The following is a 17916-nucleotide window of genomic DNA, read 5'->3' as shown; positions in this document are numbered from 1 at the left end:
CCTGATGACGACGGCAGCCACGCTCACGGTCTGGAAGTTCAACACCTCCCACGGCGCCGAGCACGCGTCCAAGACGCTGCACGACCTGGCCAGGGAGAACCTGATCGTGATCCACGACGCCGCCGTGGTGGAGTGGGAGGAAGGCAAGAAGAAGCCCAAGACGCGGCAGCTCAACAACCTCGCCGGCGCCGGAGCCCTGGGCGGCGCGTTCTGGGGCATGCTCTTCGGCCTGATCTTCCTGGTACCGCTCCTCGGCGCCGCGATCGGCGCGGCCACCGGCGCCCTGTCGGGGTCCCTCGCCGACGTCGGCATCGACGACACGTTCATCGACGAGGTCCGGGCCAAGGTCACGCCCGGGACCTCCGCGCTGTTCGTGCTCAGCTCGAACGCGGTGCTGGACAAGGTCACGGAGGCCTTCGGTGACGAGCGGCCAGAGCTGATGTTCACCAACCTGTCCAACGAGCAGGAACGAGCCCTCCAAGAGGCCTTCGGGGAGTGACCATGACCGGGCCGGTGCCCGTCGAGCAGCCGGCCGGGCAGGTCCCGGCCGGACGGCCCGACCGCGCGAGCGTCGAGGCGGGCCACCGGATCCACGACCTGCTGCCCGTGCTGATCCGGGCACCGAGGGTCGACCTCAGGTTCGTGGTGCCCGACGAGGTGCGACGGCCGGTCCACGACGCGCTCGGGATCGACCCGCTCCGGGGCCGGATCAGCCAGGTGTTCCTGCTGGACACGCCGGCCCTCGCCCTGACGTCGCGCGGCGTCGCCGTCCGGGCCCGACGCGTGCAGGACCGCCGGGGCCAGGCGACCGTCACGCACCGCCACCTCCCACCCAGCCAGGTGCCCACCGCCGTACGGAGCGCCTCGTCCTTCGACGCGTCGGTCGACGTCGTGCCTGAGGGGTTCGTCTGCTCCGCCTCCCTCGTCCACCCGGTCGACGACGCGCTGGTGCGACGGGCCGCGTGCGGGCGCACCCGCGTGACGAGGCTGTTCAGCAAGCGGCAGCGACGCTTCTACGCGGCGCACGACCCCGACGGGCCGGCCCTGCACCGGCTCGTGATGCTCGGCCCGCTGCACGTCGTGCAGCACAAGGCCAGGCTGCCGGAGCTCGACCGGCCGCTGCGCGCCCAGCAGTGGTTCTTCCCCGACGGCTCCCGCCGGGTCGAGCTCTCCGTGCGGTGCAGCCCGGACGAGGCGTTCGACGTCACGCGCGCCGTCAAGGACTGCGTGGCGAGCCGGGGCCTCGAGCTGACCGGCGACAAGGAGACGCTGGTACGGCGCGCCGTCATGCAGCTCCTCGCGAGCGGCGGCGCTCTCTAGGGCGTCTCACGCGACCGGGGAGCCCGCTCGCCGCAACGGCGCCGCCTCGGGACGGCGCACCGTCAGGCTCGCCCAGGCGATGGCGCCGGCCGGGATCGGCAACCAGAACGACACCAACCGGTAGAGCAGCGTCGCCAGCACGGCCGCGTCCGCGGAGACGCCGGCCAGCACGAGCGCGCCGGTCAGGCCTGTCTCGACGAAGCCCAGGCCGCCCGGGGTCAGCGGCACCATGCCCATCACCGCAGCGACGACGTAGGCCAGCAGGACGAGCGAGGGTCGCGCCTGGGCTCCCACGGCGACGAGCGCGGCCACGAGCGCTGCGTAGTCGAGCATCCGGTGGGCGGCCGCCGCCATCACCGATCGCCACCAGTTGCCGAAGAACGCCGCCCGCACCCGGGCCCGCTGGCGCGCCAGGGCGAGGCCGACCCCGGCCGCGGTCACGCGCACGCCCAGGAGGTGGAGCACGCCGCCGACCGCGAACCCGACGCTGACGAGCACGCGAGGGACGGTGAGCGCGAGCACGCCGAGGCCGACCACGACGACGGCGAGCACGAGGGAGACGACGAGCCCGAGCTGGAGCTCGTGGGCGGGAGGCGGCCCGATCAGCACGGCCGGGACGGTCAGCACGGGGAGGGTCGCGAGGACGCCCGTGGTGAGCAGACCGACCGCCGTGAGCGCACTGGCCACGCGGTCCGCGGGGTGTCCGCGCAGCAGCAGCATCCGGCCCTGGACGACGGTGCCCGTGGCCGCACCTCCGGGCAGCACCCGGCTGGCGGCGTTGCCGACGAGCTGGGCGCGGGCCACGTCGGCCCAGCGCACGGACCGCGCCCGGCGCCACCGGGCGTGGCCCGCGTGCGCGGGGACACCGTGACCCGCTCCGGCCGCGCCCGGGCCGGCCCGCCGGACGTGCCGCGGCCGCGACAGGGCGATCCGGGTCAGCCCCCACAGGGCGACGAAGCTCCCCACCTCGAGGGCGGCCAGCAGGACGAACCACCGTGGCCGCACCGCCTCCAGCTGCGGCCACGCGTCGAGCATGGCCAGCAGGCTGGGAGCCACGACGTACAGCCCGATCCCGGTGACGGCCAGGGCGACACCGCGCGGTCCCCACCGTCGCAGCCAGTGCCGGGCCGGTCGGCCCGCGTGGGACGGCCCCCGGTTCACGAACCCGCGCGTCGCGCCGCCGACCGCATGCTGAGGGCCGACACGATCATGATGAACCCGTACCCGAGGAGCCACACCTGCACGACGATCACCAGGAGCGCGAAGGATGCCTCCGGCCTCAGCACCAGGAAGGTCCCCACGGCCGTCGTGAACAGGGCGATCGCGACCGACCACCAGCGGTGGGGCGAGGCGTCGGTGGTCAGCGCCGCCACCAGCTCCACGAGCCCCTTGAGCACCCAGTACAGACCCAGGAGGAGCGCCACGACGACCACCGTCTGCTGGGGGGCGCGGAGCAGGACGAGGCCGACCAGGATGCTGAGGATGCCGGAGAGCACGACCAGCGTGCGCACGCCACGGTCGACGCTCCCGGCGGCAACCGCTCCGACGACGCTCACCAGGCCGGTCAGGAGGAGCTGGACCGCCACGATCACGGCGACGATCCGCAGCGTCTCCTCGGGCCAGAACGCCAGCGCGAGCCCGCACGCCGCGGTGACGATGCCCGCGATGAGGACCAGGGCCCAGGTGCTGTCCCGCAGGGCGCCGGTGGGCTCCTCCATGGTGCGAACGTCGGCCGTCATGACCCTCCTTCAGCGGAGACGTTGGGGCGCGGACCGGGTGCCCGTCCTCCCCCGTTTCCGGTGACGACGTCGACCTCGGGGACCGCAGCCGCGGCCGCGTCCTGGGGCTGCGGGTCCCGGTTCGACGTCAGTGCGTCGATCCAGGCGACCCGCGGGTCCACCTCGATCAGGGTGGCCTTCACGAACAGGGTCAGCGGGATGGCCAGCAACGCCCCGAGCGGGCCGAGCACGAACGTCCAGAAGACGAGGGACAGGAACGTGATCGTGGTCGACAGGCCGACCGCGTCGCCGACGAACTTCGGCTGGATGACGGTCTGCAGCACCACGTTGATGACGCAGTACACAGCGATCACGGCCAGCATCAGGCCGGGGCCCCCCTCGAGCAGGGCGAGGACCGCCGGGGGGATCAGCCCGATCACGAAGCCGATGTTGGGGATGTAGTTGGTCATGAAGGAGAGCAGGCCCCAGAGCACGGGGACCGGGATCCCGAGCAGCGCCAGCGCGATCGTGTCCAGCACCGCGACGATCAGCCCGAACACCGTCGACACCAGCAGGTAGGTGCGGGTGCCCACCGCGAAGCTGCTGAACGCCGCCCCGATGCCCGGCCGGTCGAGCGCGACGGCGGCCAGGTTGCCCGGGAACTTCTTCGCGTCGAAGGTCATGAACAGCACGAGCGTGCAGATGAACAAGAGGCTCGAGGCGATCCCGAGGAGTCCGCCCAGCAGGCCGGAGAACAGGTCGACCAGACGGGAGAAGTCGGTCGGTTCACGGAGCGCCGCGAGCTGGTCCGGACCCACACCGATCCCCTCGAGCCAGGCGGTGGCGCCGGCCAGGAGGTCGTCGAACGAGTCCTGGTACGTCGGCAGGATGGTCGCGAACCGTGCGGTCGCGCCCAAGAGGGTGGCCGCAAGGCCCAGGACGAGCAGGTACACCAGGACGATCAGCGCGGTGCTCGCCGCCCAGCCCGGCACGCGGCGGCCCTGCAGCCACGCGCGCGCGGGGTGCACGAGCACGGTGAGGACGAGGGCCAGGAAGACGGGTCCGACGATGTCGCCGATCGAGCGGAGGCCGGCGAGCACGACGGTCGCCGCCGCGGCGCCGAGGAGGACGCGCAGGCCACGCGGGATCAGGTCGTCGGAGCTGGTGGCCACCACGATGCGATGGTCGACGGGCGGGCACGGCGCGTGCTCACCCGCTGCGGGTGACTGGTGGGCTCCGGAACCACCCGACGATGGGGCCCTCGTCGAGCTCTGTCGGAGGTGCGCGCAGCCTTGGTCCCCATCCATCCCGGCGCCGTCCTCGCCATCAGCTGGCCCGGCGGGCTGGTCGCCGCGCTCTCCACGCTCGCGGTGCTCGTGCACGTCACGATCTGCGTCGCGGCGCTCTGCGTCATCCCGGGCGGGCGCAGGCCGTCCACCGGGATGGCCTGGCTCCTCCTGATCCTCGCCACCCCCTATGTCGGGTTCCTCCTCTTCCTGCTCCTGGGCAGCACCCATGTCGAGCGGCGCCGGCACCTCAAGCAGCTGCACGTCAACGAGCGGATCCAGGAGCGGACGGCGGCCGTGGCCGAGCTCCACGAGGACACCCCCCGGCTGGCGTACGTCGCGTCGGCGGCGCGGCTCAACCGCCACCTGGGCGCGCTCCCGGCCGTCGGGGGCAACGCGGTCGACTTCCTCCCCGACTACCAGGCCGCCATCCTGACGATGGCGGACGCGGTGCACGCAGCGACCGACTACGTGCACGTGGAGTTCTACATCACCGCTTGGGACGAGGTGACCGACCCGTTCTTCGACGCGCTGGTCCAGGCGACGGAGCGCGGCGTCCGGGTGCGGCTGCTGCTCGACCACCTCGGCTCGCGCGGCATCCCGACGTACAAGGAGACCGTCCGGCGGCTGGACAGCACCCGCATCGAGTGGCGGCCGATGATGCCCATCGACCCCCTGCACGGGCGGATGCGGCGGCCCGACCTGCGCAACCACCGCAAGATCCTCGTCGTCGACGGGCGCGTCGCGTTCGCGGGATCGCAGAACCTGATCGAGGCGACGTACGACAAGCCGAAGAACCGGAAGGCCGGCCGGGCGTGGGTGGACCTCGCGGTCCGCGTCGAGGGCCCCGCGGTGACGGCTCTGGACGCCGTCTTCCGCACCGACTGGTACAGCGAGACCGACGAGGTGATCGAGGTCAGCGGCGACACCCTGACACCGGTGCTCGACGGCACCGGGAGCTCGGTGGGCGACGTGGTCTGCCAGGTCGTGCCGAGCGGACCTGGCTTCCCCATGGAGAACAACCTGCGGCTGTTCACCACGCTGCTCTACTCCGCCCAGCAGCGGATCTCCCTGACGAGTCCCTACTTCGTGCCCGACGAGTCGCTGCTGTACGCCGTGACGACCGCGGCGCAACGGGGCGTGTCGGTCGAGCTGTTCGTCAGCGCCGTCGGCGACCAGTTCATGGTCTACCACGCGCAGCGCTCCTACTACGAGGCGCTGCTCGAGGCCGGCGTGCGCATCTTCCGCTACCCGGCGCCGTACGTGCTGCACTCCAAGCACTTCACGATCGACGACGACGTGGCGGTCGTGGGATCGAGCAACATGGACATGCGCTCGTTCGCGCTCAACTACGAGGTCAGCCTGATGCTCCTCGGGCCCGAGGTGGTCAAGCGGATGCGCGCCGTCGAGGACGCCTACCGCGCCGTCTCGTCCGAGCTGACCCACGCGGAGTGGAGCGGCCGCACCCGAGGCGCCCGCTACGTCGACAACGTCATGCGCCTGACGGCTGCGCTCCAGTGACGTCGTCGGCGGCCGGGGGACGCGCCAGCAGCTCGATCAGCAGGATCACCAACCCGGCCACGAGGAGCACCGTGAGGGCGAAGGCGCCCGTCGGGTGGGCCGCCATCACGTAGACCAGGACCGCGATGCCGAGCACGCCCGCCCGCAGCGGGGTGCGCATGTTGTAGAGGGCGACGCCGAAGGCCCCGGTGTTCAGGCCGGCCCGCTCCCCGCCGTGGCGCACCGTGTCGACGGCACGTCCGGTCGCACGACGGACCGCGAGTGCCGGAGCCCAGGGGCCGGTCAGCCACGCGATCAGCGCGACCGCGAGGAACACGACGAGGACGGCGCGCAGGTTGAGCCGGATGAACCCCACGAGCTGGTCGTAGATCGCCGCGGCCGCCGCGGGCGGGACCCGGTCCGGCGGTACGGCGTCGAGGTAGATGATGCGGAACGCGTTGAGCGCCGCACCGAGGAGGACCATCGACGCCGCGACCACGAAGGCTCCGATGACCAGCGCCTTGCGGCGGGAGGGTGCGAGCGCCACTGCGGCCGCGAGCAGGAGGAGGGCCACGATCGGGAGAGCCCGGGCCAGCGCGCTCAGCGTCCGGAACGCGGTCTGTGCCTTGGTGATGTCGGCCGACTGCATGATGGTGAACTGCGCGTTCACCTCGGGGATCTTGTCGGCGAGCGCGAAGCCTGCGTCCTGGAGGCGGGTCTTGACCGCGTCGATGACGGCGGCGAGGTTCACGCTGACCGTGTTGCCCTCGACCTGGATCGCCCCTCCGGTCTTGCCGGTCAGGACGGCGACCATCTGCGCGTGCGCCTCACGGTTGGCCGCGACCCAGGCCTCCTGGAACTGGTCGGAGCGGATGATCTTCCCGACCGCGTCCTCGACGAACCCGTGGATCCCGTTGACCAGGGGCGTCACGAGTGCCGACAGGCTCGCCGTCGCGCGGGGCGGCAGCCCCTGGTCGGCGAGGGCGTTGACGGCGTCCTGCGTGACCGCCTGGACGTCCAAGCGCGTGAAGATCGCGTCGGTGACCCGCGTGGTCACGGCGTTCTGCACCGCCGGGTCGGCGGCCAGGGGCGTGACGGTCTCGACGTAGCGGTCGGTGTCCGCGATCTCGTCATGGACCCAGGTGGCCACGATGGCCGTCGGTGCCAGCAGCGCGACGAGGGCGAGCAGCACGCCGACGCCGACCCAGCGCAGCGTGCCGCCCTTCTCGGGCGGGGGCGGCGGTAGGGCGGGCTGAGCGGGCGCCGCGTCCAGCGCGGTCTGCAGCCGCGCCACCTCCGCGCGAAGGTTCTCCAGCTCGGTTTCCTGAGCGACACGCTGATCGGGCACGGTCATCCGCCCACACCTCCGTCGGCTGCTGCTGTCCGGTCCAGCCTGGGATCGTGACGAGGCAACGACCGTCACCCGCATCGGGTGAGGCACGAAAGCAACCGGGGCCGCGGCCCTGGTGTGCGTGGGTCGACCGCCGGCAGTCAGGGGTCAGGAGTCAGGGGGTCTGCCGCTCGAACGTGACCAGCAGGCCCTCGACCGAACCGGGCCCGACCCGACCCTTGATGTCGGCCGCCGTGATGGCGCGCAGCTGCCATCCCCCGGCGGCGTGCTCGTTGAGGACCCGCTCCAGCTTCTCGCCGGACAGCTTGCCGCCCATGAGCTTCTCGCGAAGCTCGACCACCTTGTACGCATAACCCATGTCGCCGCTCCTCGTGATCGACTGGCGGGATGACGCTCGCCGTACGGACGGTCCGACGCGGGGCCTGTCCGGCACCTCGCCCGATCCAGGGGAACGGACCGGTCTCGCACGCGTCCGCCCCCTGAGGTTCTTGGCCCGGATCGGGTGAAGGAGGACGTCTCGGTCGGTGCCACCGTCGGGTCACCCGGAGGGATCCACCTCTCCCGACACTGAAGGGTTCCGCGATGACGACCACCCCGCAACGTGCCTTCGAGGACTCGACGAAGGGCGCGTTCGCCTACGGAATGACCATCTTTGCGGCAGCCATGCTCGTGACCATCGGCCTGTTCCAGTGCGTGGCCGGACTGGCCGCTCTGTTCGACGACGAGTTCTTCGTGACGACCCCGAACTACACGTTCAAGTTCGACATCACAGCCTGGGGATGGACGTACCTCATCATCGGGCTCCTCGCGATCGCCATCGGCGTCGCGCTGTTCCTCCGGCAGAGCTGGGCGATGGTGGCCGGCATCGCCCTGGCGATGCTCTCGGCCCTGTCGAACTTCGTCTTCCTCCCCTACTACCCCCTGTGGGCGATCGTGATCATCGCCTTCGACATCGCCCTGATCTGGGCGCTGACCGCGCAGCTGAAGAACCGCTGACGACGCACACACTCCGGGACGACAGTGCCCCCACCTCGTGAGGTGGGGGCACTCTGGCGTCGTCGTCAGGCGAGCTCGGCCCGCAGCACCGTCACGCCCGTCTCCTGACCGGCCACGACGGTGAGGAGATCCTCGTCGGGGCTGTCCACCAGCACCAGGAGCGCCGACCGCCCGGGCCGCATCTCGTCGCGCACGCTGGCGAGGACGTCGGCGGGCAGGTGCGCTCGACGCAGCCTGGAAGCCGAGCCGGCCACGGCCGCCCCGACGGCGGCACCGCCGACGGGGCCGCCGACGATGGTGCCGAGGATCCCGCCCCACAACGCGCCCTTGCCGACGGCATGCCCGCCCGAGGAGTGGCGCACGATCTTCGGCTGCTTCTCCCCCTGCAGCCACATGACGGTCGCCCGCTCCTTGACCGACAGCCGGTGCTGCTGCTCCAGGCCCTTGACCCGCAGCTCGGCCGCATCGACCGCCAGCGGCGTGGGGAACACCCAGGCGACGAACGTCGACCCGCCGTGGTCCGGAGCGGTCAGCTTCGACATCGGTCTCCCATGGCTCCTGGTCGCGCGTCGGGCAGCCCCTCGGCCCCCCGACGCGGTTCGCCGCACGGTCAGCTCTGGCCCATGGCCTCGAGCAGCATCTCGCGCTCGGCCGGGGTGAGGTTGGTGTCGATCAGCCGTGAGTGGACGCCACGGAACCGCTCGCCGAGCCGGTCGAGGTTCCCCTCCTCGGTCACGGCGAACAGGGCCGAGGTGCCCTCGGTGATCTCGCTGCGCAGCTGCTCCAGCTGCTCCTTGCTGATCCCGACGCCCTGGGTCATGTGGCCGAGCCCGGCCATGGCGGCGCCCGCGGCCGCACCGAGCAGGGGCACCATGAACAGGGCGCCGAACAGGAGGCCCCAGAACGCACCCCAGCCGGCTCCGCGGATCGCCTCCTCGTGCCCCTGCTCCACGGTGGGCTTCTTGGCGCCGACCGGCCAGGACACCACGGCGTGGTCGACGATCTTCACGACACCGTCGTTCGCCGCCTCCCTGAGCATCACCGCCGCGTGGCCCGCGCCCTTGGCGTCGTCGAACTTCCACACGGTGAATGCGGTCATGGGTGCCTCCTCGGCCGACGTGCCGCTCACCGTACGAACGCCGGAGCGGCAGCCCCTCGCCCGAAGCGGGCGAGGTCGGGGAGGCGGTGGCACGCTGCGCTGTCGACGTGGTGACCGTGACCTGGCTGGGCCACTCCACGATCGTGCTCGACGTCGCCGGTCGGCGTCTGGTCACCGACCCCCTGCTGGCCCGCCACAACGGGCCCCTCCGACGTCGCGGTCCGACCCCGGCCGCAGCAGCATGGGCCGGCACGGACGTCGTGCTCCTGTCCCACCTCCACCACGACCACGCCGAGCTCGGGTCGCTGCGGCGGCTGCCCGACGTGCCGGTGCTCACCGGGCCGGCCAACGCGCGATGGCTGCGCCGCAAGGGCCTGCGCGGCGTAGGTCTCCACGACGAGTGGTACGACGCGGGCGACGGCGTGCGCGTGCGGCTCGTCGATGCCGTGCACCACACGAGGCCCATGCCGCACCGGCCGAACGACGCGAACGGGCACCTGGTCACGACCCCGCACGGCACGATCTGGTTCGCCGGCGACACGGGCCTGCACGCCGGCATGGCGACCCTGCCCGACCTGGCCGACGCCACGTCCATCGACCTGGCGCTCGTGCCCATCGGTGGCTGGGGACCGCGACTTCCCGCGGGGCACCTCGGGCCCGAGGAGGCCGCCACCGCGTGTGCCCTGGCGCGAGTGCGGTGTGCAGTGCCCGTGCACTGGGGCACGTTGCACTTCCCCGTCGCGCAACGCTTCGGCAGCTGGATGGACGACGCCGCGCCCGCGTTCCGCGAGGCGGTGCGCCGCACCGCCCCCGACTGCCGGGTCCTGACGCTGGCGCCTGGCGGGAGTGCGCACGTGCCCCTCGCCGACGGTCCCGTGCCGTGAAGGGCGCCCAGCGGCCCCGGGGTTCGGCCCACGGGCCGGTCACTCCGGGATGGTGACGACCTCCACGACGGTGACGCCCATCAGGCTCAGGTAGTTGAGGACGCCCTGCAGCTCTTCCTGGTCCTCGATGTCGCCACTCAAGGTGGTCTGAGCGCTGTGCTTTCGCAGCTGCAGGTGCGGAAACTTCTCGGTGATGTCCTGCGACATGTCGGCATCCACCCGGATCATCGTCCTGGTCATCTTCGTCCGCGCCTCCAGAAAACCCGTGTGCGTCAGGCGCACAGCCGGCGAGCGGCTTCGGCTGCTCGACGGCGCACTCGGCTGGCGTCTCGATTCCGTCCTGCTGTCCCGCGAGAGTAGGCAACCTCGCATCGCACGCGGGTCACGCGAAACGGGCGAGGGCGTTCCGGTCCTTTTCTCGCCCCTCGTGCGACGGCGGACGACGTCGTCGTGTTCGGCGGTCACCCGCATCAGGTGAGCGCAGCAGGTCATGTCGACGACCATGCTCGGCTCATGAGTGGACACGAGCGCGAGCCGACATGACCGCCCTGTCGGCCTGGACGTTCAGCACGTACGAGGGCGCCTCGCACTCGGCCGCTGTGCTGCGCGACCTGATCGCTCGTGGGCGCGTGCGGGTGGTGGACGCCCTGGTGGTGGGTTGGACGTCCTCGGCTCGGTCGCCGCAGACCACGGTCGCGGCGTCGCCGGCCGGCGAGATGCGCCAGCCGGAGCTGCTCGACCTCGTCGTCGGGGTGACGTACGCCGTACCCCTGCTGCAGGCCGCGGTCGGCGACAGCCACCACGAGCAGGCCGCCGCTCTGACCGGCATCGGCGTCGACGAGACGTTCACCAACAAGATGCGCGACCGCCTCGTGCCCGGCACGTCCGCCCTGCTCGTGCTCTGCGAGGACGACGCCCTCGAGTGGTTGCGCACCGACCTCGACCAGCCCGACCACCCCGACCTGGTGACCATCGGGCTGGAGCACGGACTGGGCCTGGGAATCGACAGCCCGTAAAGACCCCTTTCTCATGGTCCGTTCGGGTCAACTTGTAGAAACCAGGGCGGTATGTCCAGTTGCGGCCTTGACCAGTCTCACAACCGATCTACCGTCGAAGACTGCTGCTGCACCGATCTAGGACGCGGGTGGGTGCCATCGACGAGTACGACGAGGTGAAGGTCGAGCCGTGGCTCCGCAGGACGGGCCCGGGTGACTCTCGCCTGCCACGACAGGTCCGGGCACGGTTCCCGATCCTCCCCCGGACGTTGGTTCCTCGCGAGGACCTCTGGAGCCGCCTCGACGCCGCCACGTCAGGCCCGCTCACGATGGTGGTCGCACCGGCCGGCGCGGGCAAGACACTCGGCACTGCCGGCTGGATCCAGAGCCGGGGTATCGGCGAGTCCACGGTCTGGGTGACCGTCACGCCGGACCTGGATGCCGAGGCCGTGTCGTCCCTGATGGCCACCGGCAGCCCCGGCCGGCCCGAAGGGCTGCTGGTCCTCGACGACGCCCACCGCCTGTCCCCCGACGCCGTGAGCCTCATCGACCACCTGCTGACCACGGACCCGGGCAGCCTGCACGTGCTCCTCCTGGCGCGCTGGGACCTGCCCCTGAGCCGTCTCGTCCCCGAGCTGCTCGGTCATCTCGCGGTCCTCCGTGGCGGCGCGCTCCGGCTGACGCCCCCCGAGCTCGCGGCACTGGTCCGGGAGCACGCGCGCACCGACTCGCCCGAGGTGGTGGAGGCCGTCGGCGAGCTCGCCGACGGGTGGTGCGCGATCGCCGTGCTGGCCGCCAAGGCGGTCCGGGCCGACCGGGACCCCGTCGGGGCGGCACGACGCATGCTCCACCAGGCCCTGCCCGTGGGCGACCGCGTCCTCGACGAGGCCTTCGCCTCGCTGACCTCGCGCCAGAGGCACCTGCTCCTGTGCGTGGCCGGCGAGCCGCAGGTGTCGGCCGCCACCGCACGGCACCTGACCCAGGACCCCGGCGCCGACCAGGCCCTCGACGAACTCGAGTCGACCGGGCTCCTCGTCACGCGGCACGAGCAGCGGGACGGTCCCTTCCCGTCCCGCAGGGGCGACCCGGAGAGCACGGTCTCCATCCACGCGTTGCTGCGCGAGGTGATCCAGCGGCGGATCCGCGCAGGAGGGGTCGACGTGGTCCGCGCGAGCGCCTCGGTGCGTCGGGCGGTCACCTCCGACGTCGCGCAGGGCGACGTGGCGGATGCCTTCCGCCGGCTGTCCGCGCTCGACTGCACGACCGACGTGGTCGGGCTGCTCGCCTCCCACGGGATCGACCTCGCCGAGCGTGGTGCGCTGGTCGGTCTCCGCGGCTTCCTGACCAGACGCGCGGCCACGGTGGACAAGGTGCCGCCGGCGTTCCTGCCGGTCGCCCTGGAACGATGGTGGGCTGGTGACAGCAAGGCGGCGGCACCATGGCTCCACCGCTACCTCTCCTGGGCGGCCGCGAACGTCGATGAGCCCGGAACCCCCCGCAGCGCCGGGTCCGCGTCCTTGCTCCCCGTGGCCTGCGCCCGCCTGCTGCTGGCACGCACCGGTGAGGGCGACCTCGCCGAGGCGGTGGTCCTCGCGGAGACCGCGCTGCTCGCCCCCGCCGAGCACCAGGCCGACGCCCGGGCCCTCCGGGACCTGGTCGTCTACCTGACCGGCGCCGGCCACCTCCGCCTCGGGCACGTCGGCGGAGCACAGCGCCACCTGGCCGCCGTCGCTGCCGACCTGAGCGAGCAGGGGCCGTCCGCGCTGTCACTGGCCGCCGGTGCCCAGCTCGCGCTCACCCAGTTCCTGCTCGGGCGTGAGCACGCCTGCCTCGACCTGGCGGAGGGTGTCTCGCGCGAGCTCCGGGTGAGCCGCCGCCGACGCGGAACCAACGAGGTGCGGCTGGCGGTGGACGTGGCACGGGGCCTGGCCGTGGTGCAGCGGGTCCTGGCGGAGGGGAGGGGCGCCGCCGCCGAGGAGGACACCGCCGCGCAGGTCGCCGTCCCGGAGGACCCGGTCGTCGCCGGTCTCGCCCGGCTGCTGAGGGCGAGGTCGCGACTGCTGCGCGGGGCGGTCGCCCAGGCCGAGCAGGCACTGCTGAGCGGCACCCCCCTGGAGTCGCTCCCCCCACCCGTCGCCCGGCTCGTCGCGTTCGAGCAGGCCCTCCAGTGCGTGCTGGCCTCCGACTGGCGCCGCCTCGGCGAGCTCGAGCTCGTGCTGACCGGGCTGGGAGCAGCGGCCGAGGCCACCTTGGTCGCCGGCCTGCGCGCCGACGGCGCCGACGACGTCCGGACGGCGATGAGCCACTACGCCGAGGTCGCTGCCGACGCGAAGAACGCCCAGCCCCCGGTCAGCGCCATGGGCCAGGTGTGCCTGGCGCAGCTGTCGGACGCCCAGGGCCGGGCCGACGAGGCTATGACGCACCTGATGGCCGCCGTGACCGCCACCGAGGCACGCCGGAACGCCGTGCCGTTCCTCGGGTGGAGCACGCACGGCACCCCGGTCGCGGCACTGTTCCAGCAGCACGCTCGGCAGCTGGGCACTCCCTGGGCACGTCACCTGGCGTCCGAGACGGCGCGGCACCCCGGCGGCATCATGGCCGCGGCCGAGCCGCTCACCCCGACGCCGCAGGAGCGGGCGCAGGTCCCCGACGGCGTCCTCCGCCCGTCACTGAGCCCCCGGGAGCGAGACGTGCTCCGCCAGCTGGCCCGCGGCGCCACGTATGCCGACATCGCGGCCCACCTGTACGTCAGCGAGAACACCGTCAAGACCCACGTCTCGAGCCTCTACGCCAAGCTGGCCGTCAGCCGGCGCAGCGACGCCCTGGCGGTGGCCCGGACGCTGCAGCTGCTCTGACTCCTCCGACGGCGTCCCGACGGTCGCTGACGATGGTGGTCAGCTCGCGAGGAACCGCATCGGGTTACCCGCGGCCCGCGCACCCGAGGCCAGCCACCGGGCGATCTCGGTGGGGTGCCTGCGGGTCAGCTCGTCCAGGTACTGCCCCCTCAGCTCGACCAGCTCGAGGACGCTCCGGGCGTCCCGGGTGGCGCTGAGGGAGACGAAGCTCTGCCGCCACGCGAGACAGAGCTCCGAGTCGTCCAGCTCGACGAGCCGGTCCGACCGGGGCAGCCGGCTGCGCAGCTCCGCGAGCCGACCGGCCGCGGAGCGCGTCTCCACATCGGTCCGGCCGCCGCTGCGCCTCACCGGGGGCGCGGGCCGGCGGTCGTCGAGGGTCTCGCTCTCGATCGCCTCCCCGCGGCTGCTGCGGCCGAGGAACCTGACGAACGGCGACGACACCACGACCAGGAGCAGCAGGACGAACCCGGCGACGCCACCCGAGGCGACGAGGCCGGCGGAGCCGGCGATCCCGAGGCCCGCCCGTCGCGCGAGCCGGCCCCGGCGTCGCCCCTTGACGCCGACGATGAGCAGGAGCCACCAGCAGAGCACCACGAGCGACAGCGCGGTTCCGACCACACCCGTCACGGACCAGACGAGGACGCCCCCCGCCAGCCCGATCGCGCAGGCCGCGCGTGCCGCGAGGGACCACAGGTCCCAGCGCCGTGGCGCTCCCCGTGGAGCCGGGTAGCCAGCCCTCGTCACGTCCACGGGTGTGCCTCCAGTCGCCTGATCGCGCCCATGGTGGGGGGCACCCGCCGGGGCTGGATCACCCGTAGAGGGTGACGACCCCGGGAGTGGCCGAATCGAGAGTCGGGGACGACCAACCCCAGGTCGGCAGGCGTCCGGAAAGGTCAGGGCGGGTGGCCGAGGCACCGAGTCGAACGCGCGGACAGGACGGGGACCGCACACCGCAGCGGTCCCTCACTCGTCGGCTGGTGGAGTGGACCGAGCACCTGGCCGACAAGATCCCGGGCCTGCACAGGTTCCTGACCGACCTGGCCTCCGTCGAGGTCTTCGACCGCTCCGTGGTCATCGCCGCCCAGGCGTTGCTGGGCCTCGTCCCGCTGCTGATCGTGCTGGTGGCGTTCCTCCCGCCCGAGCTGGCCGACGTCATCGTCGCCCGTTTCGAAGCGGCGACCGGGATGGACGCCGCACCGGTCGTCCGGACAACCCTGAGCTCGGACGCGGTCCGCGAGGCCACCGGGTGGGTCGGTCTCGTCATCGCGCTCCTGTCGGTGACCAGCTTCGCCGGAGCCATCCAACGGATGCTCGAGCACGTGTGGCGGCTGCCCCACCAGAGCGGACTGCTGATGCGCCTGCGCGGCCTGCTGTGGTTCGCCGGATGGTTGTCGGTCCTTCAGATGAGCTCGCTGCTGGAGCGGATCCTCGACCGCGTGCTCGGCGCACCTCTGCTGCAGCTGGTGACCCAGGGCACGACGGCCACCCTGGTGTGGTGGTGGTCGGCCCACATGCTGCTCGTGGGGCGCGTCCGCTGGGCGATGACCGCGCCGGCGGCGGTGCTGACCGGCGTCACCACGGCGGTCTACAGCCTCACGTCCGACCTGTGGATGCCCCGCTACGTCGTCGGCAGCATCGCCCAGTTCGGTGCGCTGGGCCTGTTCCTCACGGTCGCCTCCTGGCTGATCGGGTTCGCGCTCATCGTCACCGTCTGCGCGATCATCGGTCACGCATACGTGACCTCACCGAGTGGCGAGGCGCGGGTGCACCGGGGCCCCTTCCGGCGCAAGGCGGCCGGCCCCGACGTGGCTGCGTGACGACGGGCGTCGTACGGCTCAGGCGATGTCCTTCCGGTGCCCGGCCTGGATCAGCATCGAGACGAGCGCGTCGTGCAGCGCGTCCGCCCCCACGATCCTCGCCGGGAGCAGCGGGGCGAGCTCGCCCGGGACCATGAGCACGGCCCGGTCCTGCCACCCACCGAGCCCACCGTGGGCGCCGACCAGCTCCTCGAAGGGCGCCACCTCGTTGGTCTCCGGGTCGAACATGCTGTTGACGTACAGGTCCGGCGCCTCCGGCAGGAGGACGGCCCGGGCCAGCAGCCGCGCGGCGCCGGGGTCGAGCGACGCCAACGGGTCGTCGCCCAGCACCTCGTCGGTGGCGAGGTTGCGACGGCCGTTGCCGCCGACCGCCCACGGGGTCCCGTCGTCGTCCGTCCCCGCGACGAACATGACACCGGGGTGCTCGGCCAGTCCCGGGACCAGTCGGGGCCAGGCCTCGTCCAACCCCTGGAGCGTCAGGCGGCCCGGCCCCGGGAGGAACAGGAGCCCGAGGTTGCCGGAGCCGAGGACGACGGGCGACGGGGCGTCGAGGTCCTGCTCGCCGCGACGTCGTTCCAGGTCGGCGTCGGCGCGGGCGGCGAGCCGCCCGACGCCTCGGGACTTGCTCACCTCCCCGGTGACCGCCTGGGCGCGGCCCAGGCCCTCGACCGGGACGTCGACCGAGGTCACCTGCTGGGCCATGAGCGACTCGCACACGTCCGCCAGCGAGCTCCCGTACCGCTCGGCGAAGGGCTCGCCCTGGGACTGGCCGTGGTCGGACAGCACGACGATCTTGTACTCGCGCGCCCCCCGGGTGGCCAGCTGCTCCAGGGACGCGAGCACCCGGTCCAGCGCATCCAGCGCCGCCAGGGACTCGGGCCGGGACACCCCGGCGTGGTGGGCGACCTCGTCGTAGTCGACGTAGTCGACGTAGATCGACCGGGCGCCACGCCGCATCTCCTGGCTGACCAGGGCGGTGTTGAGGTCCCGGAGCACCCCGTTGGTCACGGCCCGGAGGAGCGCGAACGTCCAGCCACGGGCCACGCGCGGCTCCAGCCCCCGGATCCTCTGGTGGCGGGCCTGCCAGCGTTCCCGCGTGACCTCGACGAGCGTCCTTGTCATGCTGCGCGCCAGCCCGTTGGGCGAGGCCATGAAGCGCGCGAACATCCGTCGCCGCTCCGTGGAGCCCCGGCTCCGCTCCACCGAGCTCATCGTGAGGAAGGACCGGTCGGCGTCGCCGGTGAACAGGTTCGAGATGGAGACGCCGTCGTCCGCCAGCAGGCCCCGGCCGGTCCGGGCCCGTGCCTCGATGATCCGGGCGTCGGCCGGTCGGTTGGCCACGAGGACCCGGCCGAGCTCGCGGTCGTACCAGCGGAAGGCCGGCACCCCGGCCACCGTCCCGTGCAGGATGCCCAGCTGGCTGGCCGGCGTCGTGCACGGCATCTGGGGGGTCCACTCGTGGAGGACGTACCCCTCGGACAGCCATCGCCGGACGGTGGGCACCGCGCCCGACTGGATCGCCCACCGCAGGACGGGGAACGGCACACCGTCGAGCTGCACGAACAGGAAACCGGGTACGGAGCGGTCCTCGACCGCCTCGGGCCGCTTGCCCCGCATCAGGGTCATGACCAGCGCGTCGTCCGTGCCGGCGGTCGCCAGCCAGCCCACCGCCGTCGCGACCCCGGCCGAGATCCAGCTGGCGATGAAGGCCGCGGCGAACGTGGACTCGACGCCCGGGACCAGCAGCATCGCGCCCGCCAGGATGACGGCCTGACCGACGAGCGCGAGGAGCAGGACCGCGAACCACCCGAGCCGGGCGCTCACCTCGGTCAGCACCGGGCGCAGCAGCAACCCGACCGCCCCGGACACGGCGGACACCAGGACCCAGTCCCACGGCGTCCTCGCGTCCAGGTCGGGTAGGAGCCACGCGGAGAACGCGAGCGCGAAGGCCGACCCGGCCCAGGTGAGCAGCAACCGACCCGCGTCGGCGCTGTGGAGACGGCGCGAACGGGTCATGGGCACTCCTGGCTGCCGGGACGGCCCCCTGGCGCCAGCGGACCCGTCCGCAGGGGCGACGCTGATCACCGGAAACAGG

At 72.6% G+C, this 17916-nt stretch carries 18 protein-coding genes; 8 read left to right on the top strand and 10 right to left on the bottom strand.

Annotation, left to right across the window (positions count from 1 at the left end; translation table 11 throughout):
* Nucleotides 1-4 precede the first annotated feature (4 nt).
* Both ETU37_RS08200 and ETU37_RS08195 read left to right on the top strand, forming a co-directional pair.
* Nucleotides 5-499, top strand: coding sequence for a DUF1269 domain-containing protein (locus ETU37_RS08200; RefSeq protein ID WP_129986745.1), 495 nt, complete (start codon nt 5-7; stop codon nt 497-499).
* A gap of 2 nt (nt 500-501) precedes the next feature.
* A complete protein-coding gene (locus ETU37_RS08195) occupies nt 502-1320 on the top strand; it encodes a hypothetical protein (protein ID WP_129986744.1) in 819 nt (272 codons plus the stop codon).
* Nucleotides 1321-1326: 6 nt separating this feature from the next.
* Here ETU37_RS08195 and ETU37_RS08190 read toward each other — a convergent pair whose 3' ends face one another.
* From ETU37_RS08190 to ETU37_RS08180, 3 genes are read right to left on the bottom strand one after another with little or no spacing between them, the layout of a single operon-like run.
* A complete protein-coding gene (locus tag ETU37_RS08190; RefSeq protein WP_129986743.1) occupies nt 1327-2481 on the bottom strand; it encodes a lysylphosphatidylglycerol synthase transmembrane domain-containing protein in 1155 nt (384 codons plus the stop codon).
* The gene (locus ETU37_RS08185) at nt 2478-3059 is read right to left on the bottom strand and encodes an HdeD family acid-resistance protein (protein ID WP_129986742.1); all 582 of its coding nucleotides are present in this window, start codon (nt 3057-3059) and stop codon (nt 2478-2480) included. Before ETU37_RS08185 ends, ETU37_RS08190 begins: the two co-directional genes overlap by 4 nt.
* Nucleotides 3056-4213, bottom strand: a complete 1158-nt coding sequence (locus ETU37_RS08180) for an AI-2E family transporter (RefSeq protein WP_206053795.1) — start codon at nt 4211-4213, stop codon at nt 3056-3058. The genes ETU37_RS08185 and ETU37_RS08180 overlap by 4 nt, the downstream gene beginning before the upstream one ends.
* A gap of 117 nt (nt 4214-4330) precedes the next feature.
* Here ETU37_RS08180 and cls point away from each other — a divergent pair, with 117 nt between their 5' ends.
* On the top strand, nt 4331-5845 hold the full coding sequence (gene cls / locus ETU37_RS08175) for a cardiolipin synthase (protein WP_240755621.1): 1515 nt from the start codon (nt 4331-4333) through the stop codon (nt 5843-5845).
* On the opposite strand, the gene ETU37_RS08170 is transcribed toward cls, so the two are convergent.
* Both ETU37_RS08170 and ETU37_RS08160 read right to left on the bottom strand, forming a co-directional pair.
* Nucleotides 5817-7178 (bottom strand): hypothetical protein, encoded by a 1362-nt coding sequence (locus tag ETU37_RS08170; protein ID WP_165372447.1) that lies wholly within the window; start codon nt 7176-7178, stop codon nt 5817-5819. The two genes, cls and ETU37_RS08170, sit on opposite strands and share 29 nt — an antisense overlap.
* 151 nt (nt 7179-7329) lie before the next feature.
* Entirely contained in the window at nt 7330-7533 is a 204-nt protein-coding gene (locus ETU37_RS08160; RefSeq protein ID WP_129986738.1) for a DUF4177 domain-containing protein, read from the bottom strand.
* A 224-nt stretch (nt 7534-7757) separates the two neighbouring features.
* On the opposite strand from ETU37_RS08160, the gene ETU37_RS08155 reads away from it, so the two are divergent.
* Complete coding sequence (locus ETU37_RS08155; protein ID WP_129986737.1) at nt 7758-8171, top strand: DUF7144 family membrane protein; 414 nt, start codon at nt 7758-7760, stop codon at nt 8169-8171.
* Nucleotides 8172-8236: 65 nt separating this feature from the next.
* Here ETU37_RS08155 and ETU37_RS08150 read toward each other — a convergent pair whose 3' ends face one another.
* Both ETU37_RS08150 and ETU37_RS08145 read right to left on the bottom strand, forming a co-directional pair.
* Nucleotides 8237-8713 (bottom strand): DUF1269 domain-containing protein, encoded by a 477-nt coding sequence (locus ETU37_RS08150; protein ID WP_129986736.1) that lies wholly within the window; start codon nt 8711-8713, stop codon nt 8237-8239.
* Between the two features lie 68 nt (nt 8714-8781).
* Nucleotides 8782-9270, bottom strand: coding sequence for a DUF1269 domain-containing protein (locus ETU37_RS08145; protein WP_129986735.1), 489 nt, complete (start codon nt 9268-9270; stop codon nt 8782-8784).
* A 107-nt stretch (nt 9271-9377) separates the two neighbouring features.
* On the opposite strand from ETU37_RS08145, the gene ETU37_RS08140 reads away from it, so the two are divergent.
* Entirely contained in the window at nt 9378-10154 is a 777-nt protein-coding gene (locus ETU37_RS08140; RefSeq protein ID WP_206053794.1) for an MBL fold metallo-hydrolase, read from the top strand.
* 39 nt (nt 10155-10193) lie between these two features.
* Here the strand turns inward: ETU37_RS08140 and ETU37_RS08135 are convergent, their stop codons facing one another.
* A complete protein-coding gene (locus ETU37_RS08135) occupies nt 10194-10394 on the bottom strand; it encodes a hypothetical protein (RefSeq protein WP_129986733.1) in 201 nt (66 codons plus the stop codon).
* Between the two features lie 299 nt (nt 10395-10693).
* Between ETU37_RS08135 and ETU37_RS08130 the strand changes: the two genes are divergently transcribed.
* A complete protein-coding gene (locus tag ETU37_RS08130; protein WP_129986732.1) occupies nt 10694-11170 on the top strand; it encodes a DUF1269 domain-containing protein in 477 nt (158 codons plus the stop codon).
* Nucleotides 11171-11298: 128 nt separating this feature from the next.
* On the top strand, nt 11299-14004 hold the full coding sequence (locus ETU37_RS23630; RefSeq protein ID WP_240755620.1) for a LuxR C-terminal-related transcriptional regulator: 2706 nt from the start codon (nt 11299-11301) through the stop codon (nt 14002-14004).
* 39 nt (nt 14005-14043) lie between these two features.
* Here ETU37_RS23630 and ETU37_RS08120 read toward each other — a convergent pair whose 3' ends face one another.
* Complete coding sequence (locus tag ETU37_RS08120; RefSeq protein ID WP_129986731.1) at nt 14044-14631, bottom strand: hypothetical protein; 588 nt, start codon at nt 14629-14631, stop codon at nt 14044-14046.
* Nucleotides 14632-14981: 350 nt separating this feature from the next.
* Between ETU37_RS08120 and ETU37_RS08115 the strand changes: the two genes are divergently transcribed.
* Entirely contained in the window at nt 14982-15821 is an 840-nt protein-coding gene (locus ETU37_RS08115) for a YihY/virulence factor BrkB family protein (RefSeq protein WP_165372446.1), read from the top strand.
* An 18-nt stretch (nt 15822-15839) separates the two neighbouring features.
* Here ETU37_RS08115 and ETU37_RS08110 read toward each other — a convergent pair whose 3' ends face one another.
* Complete coding sequence (locus ETU37_RS08110; protein WP_129986729.1) at nt 15840-17837, bottom strand: phage holin family protein; 1998 nt, start codon at nt 17835-17837, stop codon at nt 15840-15842.
* Nucleotides 17838-17916 lie beyond the last annotated feature (79 nt).

This window comes from Nocardioides iriomotensis, from assembly GCF_004168035.1.
Lineage (GTDB): Bacteria > Actinomycetota > Actinomycetes > Propionibacteriales > Nocardioidaceae > Nocardioides_B > Nocardioides_B iriomotensis.
The sequence above is the reverse complement of the archived record's forward strand: the minus strand, read 5'-3'. Positions and strand labels throughout refer to the sequence as shown.

What these genes read in the sequence shown, in the direction of transcription:
- ETU37_RS08170 (WP_165372447.1), bottom strand. Translation starts at nt 7,178, where the DNA reads ATGACCGTGCCCGATCAGCGTGTCGCTCAGGAAACCGAGCTGGAGAAC.
- ETU37_RS08185 (WP_129986742.1), bottom strand. Translation starts at nt 3,059, where the DNA reads ATGACGGCCGACGTTCGCACCATGGAGGAGCCCACCGGCGCCCTGCGG.
- ETU37_RS08155 (WP_129986737.1), top strand. Translation starts at nt 7,758, where the DNA reads ATGACGACCACCCCGCAACGTGCCTTCGAGGACTCGACGAAGGGCGCG.
- ETU37_RS08150 (WP_129986736.1), bottom strand. Translation starts at nt 8,713, where the DNA reads ATGTCGAAGCTGACCGCTCCGGACCACGGCGGGTCGACGTTCGTCGCC.
- ETU37_RS08160 (WP_129986738.1), bottom strand. Translation starts at nt 7,533, where the DNA reads ATGGGTTATGCGTACAAGGTGGTCGAGCTTCGCGAGAAGCTCATGGGC.
- ETU37_RS08135 (WP_129986733.1), bottom strand. Translation starts at nt 10,394, where the DNA reads ATGACCAGGACGATGATCCGGGTGGATGCCGACATGTCGCAGGACATC.
- ETU37_RS08200 (WP_129986745.1), top strand. Translation starts at nt 5, where the DNA reads ATGACGACGGCAGCCACGCTCACGGTCTGGAAGTTCAACACCTCCCAC.
- ETU37_RS08110 (WP_129986729.1), bottom strand. Translation starts at nt 17,837, where the DNA reads ATGACCCGTTCGCGCCGTCTCCACAGCGCCGACGCGGGTCGGTTGCTG.
- ETU37_RS08145 (WP_129986735.1), bottom strand. Translation starts at nt 9,270, where the DNA reads ATGACCGCATTCACCGTGTGGAAGTTCGACGACGCCAAGGGCGCGGGC.
- ETU37_RS08195 (WP_129986744.1), top strand. Translation starts at nt 502, where the DNA reads ATGACCGGGCCGGTGCCCGTCGAGCAGCCGGCCGGGCAGGTCCCGGCC.
- ETU37_RS08130 (WP_129986732.1), top strand. Translation starts at nt 10,694, where the DNA reads ATGACCGCCCTGTCGGCCTGGACGTTCAGCACGTACGAGGGCGCCTCG.